At 61.5% G+C, this 3,887-nt stretch carries 5 protein-coding genes and 1 pseudogene; all 6 read left to right on the forward strand.

The window, feature by feature from the left end:
- Positions 1–81: 81 nt before the first annotated feature.
- A pseudogene (gene terL / locus ACTBDU_RS16095) lies at positions 82–1,725 on the forward strand (phage terminase large subunit).
- A complete protein-coding gene (locus tag ACTBDU_RS16100; protein ID WP_438807174.1) occupies positions 1,725–1,964 on the forward strand; it encodes a hypothetical protein in 240 nt (79 codons plus the stop codon). Before terL ends, ACTBDU_RS16100 begins: the two are co-directional and overlap by 1 nt.
- Positions 1,928–2,395: a phage portal protein family protein gene (locus ACTBDU_RS16105; protein WP_438807175.1), complete on the forward strand. Its 468-nt coding sequence runs from the start codon at positions 1,928–1,930 to the stop codon at positions 2,393–2,395. Before ACTBDU_RS16100 ends, ACTBDU_RS16105 begins: the two co-directional genes overlap by 37 nt.
- Entirely contained in the window at positions 2,328–3,221 is an 894-nt protein-coding gene (locus ACTBDU_RS16110) for a phage portal protein family protein (protein ID WP_438807176.1), read from the forward strand. The genes ACTBDU_RS16105 and ACTBDU_RS16110 overlap by 68 nt, the downstream gene beginning before the upstream one ends.
- A 65-nt stretch (positions 3,222–3,286) precedes the next feature.
- Positions 3,287–3,436, forward strand: coding sequence for a hypothetical protein (locus ACTBDU_RS16115; protein ID WP_438807177.1), 150 nt, complete (start codon positions 3,287–3,289; stop codon positions 3,434–3,436).
- A partial coding sequence (locus ACTBDU_RS16120; RefSeq protein ID WP_438807178.1) for a phage head morphogenesis protein occupies positions 3,420–3,887 on the forward strand: 468 nt, incomplete at its 3' end. The genes ACTBDU_RS16115 and ACTBDU_RS16120, both read left to right, overlap by 17 nt.

Below are 3,887 nucleotides of genomic sequence, written 5' to 3' on the forward strand. Positions count from 1 at the left end.
GATGGAGGCCTCCATGCTTATCAGACAGAGTCAGATTGCTGAGGGATAAGCGACGTGTGCTGATTGTGGTAGGGAGCCTGTATGGCGACAAAATTTTCCATCCGTGAATTCCAGCACTCGCTGGCGGTGCTAACCTCCAGTCTACGCCGCACCATCGAGGCCGAATGCCTGGGTTTTGATACCGGGTCCGAGGCCATGGCGGCGCGTCGTTTACAGGTGGCTGATCCGGTGAACGGCTATCGCTATTTTATGCAGACCTATTTCCCGCACTATATCCGTCATGCCGACCCCAGTGAACTGCATGGCTATCTGTTTCAGCGGCTGCCACAGATAGTCGCCAGTCCGAAAGGCGAGCAGGACGCCATCGCCGAGACGCGCGGGGAAGCCAAGTCAACGCTGGTCAGCCAGCTGTTTGTGCTGTGGTGTCTGGTACGTGGCATCAAGCACTATGCCCTAGTGGTGATGGACTCCATCGACCAGGCGTACCCGATGCTCGAAGCCATCAAGGCCGAGCTGGAATTTAACCCCCGGCGGCGGGCGGACTTCCCCGAAGCCTGCGGTGTCGGGCGCGTCTGGCAGATGGGCACCATCCTGACGCGCAATGATATCAAGGTGCAGGTTGGCCGGTAGCGGCAAAAAGCTGCGCAGCTTGCGCCACGGGCCGTACCGCCCTGACCTGGTGATACTAAACGATATTGAGAACGACGAGCAGGTGCGCAACCCGGACCAGCGCGACAAACTGGAAAGCTGGCTGAGAAAAACCGTGCTGCCGCTGGGCGGCGCGGGCGCAAAACTCAATGTGGTGTATATCATCGGGCCCATCCTGCATTACGACTCGGTGTTATCACACACCCTGAATAACCCATTGTGGCGGCAAGCACGGTTTAAGGCCCTGCGCCAGGGGCCTGTGAACCTGTCGCTGTGGGAGACCTGGGAGCAGGTATTGCGTAACCAGGGGGAGGCCGCGGCGCAGAATTTTTATACGTCACGCCGTACCGAGATGGTGGAAGGCGCGGAAGTCTCCTGCTCCGCCCGCCCGCTGCTGACCCTGATGCAAATCCGCGCCCGGGACGGTCACGCCACCTTTGACGCCGAGTAGCAGAATGACCCGGTCAGCGGTGAGGATACGCTGTTTGCCCCCGGCCTGCATTTCTGGGTCAACCGGCTTAACGAGTGGGTCTTCTACGGGGCCTGCGACCCCAGCATCGGCAAGGCCGGGGCCAGCCGTGACCCGTCAGCGCTGCTGGTCGGTGGTTTTAATCGCACCACCGGCGTGCTGGATGTGGTGGAAGCGCAGATACGCAAGCGGCTGCCGGACGCCATTATCAGCAACATCATCGCCCTGCAAAAGGAATACCACTGCCTGGTCTGGGGTATTGAGGCGGTGCAGTTCCAGGAGTTCCTGCGCACCGAGCTGATTAAACGCGCAGCACAGCTGGGTCACCCGGTGCCGTCGCGGGCCATTATCCCCCATGCCGACAAGCTGTTGCGTATCGAGACCCTGCAGCCCCATACGGAAAACAGGCTTATCCAACTGCACGCCAGCCATATTACCCTGATACAGCAGCTGCACCACTTTCCCCGCGCCGACCATGACGACTGCCCGGATGCGCTGCACATGCGCTGGACGCTGGCCGTGACCCACGGCCCGAAAACCGAATACCGCTCATTGTGTCCGGTGACCGTCACCCCGCACGGCTGGGCTTTTCCCGTGGAGGCTGGTAATGGGCATGTTCAACGATATTTACGGCCGGTTGTTGCGCCGCCGCACCCTGACGCAGCCACAGACTGCCGATGGCCGGCACCTGCGTTATCAACAACTGGCTGAGCACCCCTCGCTGGGCATCGATATCCGCCGGGTGCATGACATCCTGAGCGAGGCCGAACAGGGGCATCTGGTGCGCCAGGCTGACCTGTTTTTTTTGATATGGAGGAGCGCGACGGCCACCTGTTTGCCGAGATGAGCAAGCGCCGTCATTCGGTGATGCCGCTCACCTGGCGCATTGTGCCGCCGCGTCATCCCAGCGCACAGGAAAAGGCCATGGGGGACGCCGCGACGGAATGGTTTTCAGACTTGCCGGAGTTTGAAACGCTGCTGTTCAACTTGTTGAACGCCATTGGTCACGGCTTTGCCGCCGTGGAAATCGGCTGGAAACAGGCGGAAAACATCTGGCTGCCCTGCGCCTTCTACAAGCGCCCGCAACGCTGGTTCCAGACCGCGACCCATAACCGCAACGCCATCCGCCTGATTGACGGCAGCCTTGACGGCGCTGGGCTTAACCCCTTCGGCTGGCTTGCTGCATCGTCACCAGGCCAAAAGCGGCTGGGTGGCGGAAAGCGGCCTGTTCCGGGTACTGGTATGGACCTATCTGTTCAAGAATATTGCCGCCCGTGACCTGGCAGAGTTTCTGGAAATCTACGGCCTGCCGACGCGGATGGGCACCTATTCCAACGGGGCCAGCGAGGAAGAGAAAAACATGCTGCTGTGGGCGCTGCGCGACCTGGGGCACAACGCCAACGGCATTATCCACGAACGCCCCGCTATCCGCTTTGAGTCCGCTGCACAAGGGCACGTCGACCTGTTCCAGTATATGATGCAGTGGTGCGAAAGCAGCCAGTCCAAGGTCATTCTGGACGACACCCTGACCACCCAGGCGGACTGCAAGAACAGCACCAATGCCCTGGGCAACGTGCATAACGAGGTGCGCCATGAGCTGACCGCCAGTGATGCGGTGCAGCTGGCCGGTACGCTGACCCGCGACCTGCTTTACCCGTTGCTCAAGCTTAACGGCTATAGCGATATCACCCCGCGCCGCATGTGCCGCTTTGAGTTTGATACCCGCCAGCCACGCGATATGAAGGAGACCGCCGAGACCCTGGATCTCCTGCTGCGCAGCGGCGTGCCGGTGGCCTGGGCTCTGGCGGAAAGCGGCATTCCCGCCGCCCGGGACGACGAGCCTCTGCTGCAGCCGCCGGGCAACCTGCCGACCTTTACCGGGGCCAAGCCTGATGCCGAAGTGCTGGCCGGGCATGGCGGCGCTGAGCCTTGCGCACACGCCTACCGCCACCGAGCAGGCGCTGGAAGACGCCCCGGCGGACGGGCAACGCCGGTCAACCAGGCCATGCAGACGCTACTGACCCCGCTGGCCACCGCCCTGCAGCAGGGGCAGACGCTAGAGGCGGTGACCTCCCATGCTGGCGGAAGCCTGGCCCTAGCTTGACGACCAGCCCTTGCGGCAGCCGATAGCCCAGGCCATTTTTGTCGTGGACATCTGGGGGCGACTCAATGACCGTTGACCTGGGCTATGCCATGACCCTGACGCCGGAAAAGGCGGGGGCGTATTTTGAATCAAAGAGCTACGCCTTCGGTTTTCGCTGGCAGGACGTGGCCGACGAGGCGCACACCCGTGCCTTTTACGGTGGCGGGTATTCTTAAGCTGGATGTGTTAACTGACATGAAAACCGCGCTGGCGGACAGCTTGCGCCACGGCAAGACGCTGACACAGTTCCAGGATGAGGTCTTACCGCTACTTCAGGGCAAGAGCTGGCTGGGCAAAGGGCTAAAAGCCTCAGCAGACGGCGAGCTGGAGGGGAAAAAGCTGTTGCCTTACAGACTGGAGACTATTTTTCGCACCAATACCCAATCTGCCTATATGGCCGGGCGCTATCAGCGGCTGCGCGAGAACGTGTCGACCAGCGCCCCCCTCTACTGGCAGTATGTGGCGGTGATAAACAGCCACACCCGCTCCAGCCATGCCTCGCGGCATGGCCGGGTGTTCCGTTATGACGATGCGGGCTGGGACACACCCTGTTTCCCCCTAACGGCTACAACTTGCCGCTGCCGGGACGGGGGAGCTGGCGGCCGACCAGCTTGCACGTCACCCCAT

Source organism: Sodalis sp. (in: enterobacteria) (assembly GCF_051710625.1).
Taxonomy (GTDB): Bacteria; Pseudomonadota; Gammaproteobacteria; order Enterobacterales; family Enterobacteriaceae; genus JBPESN01.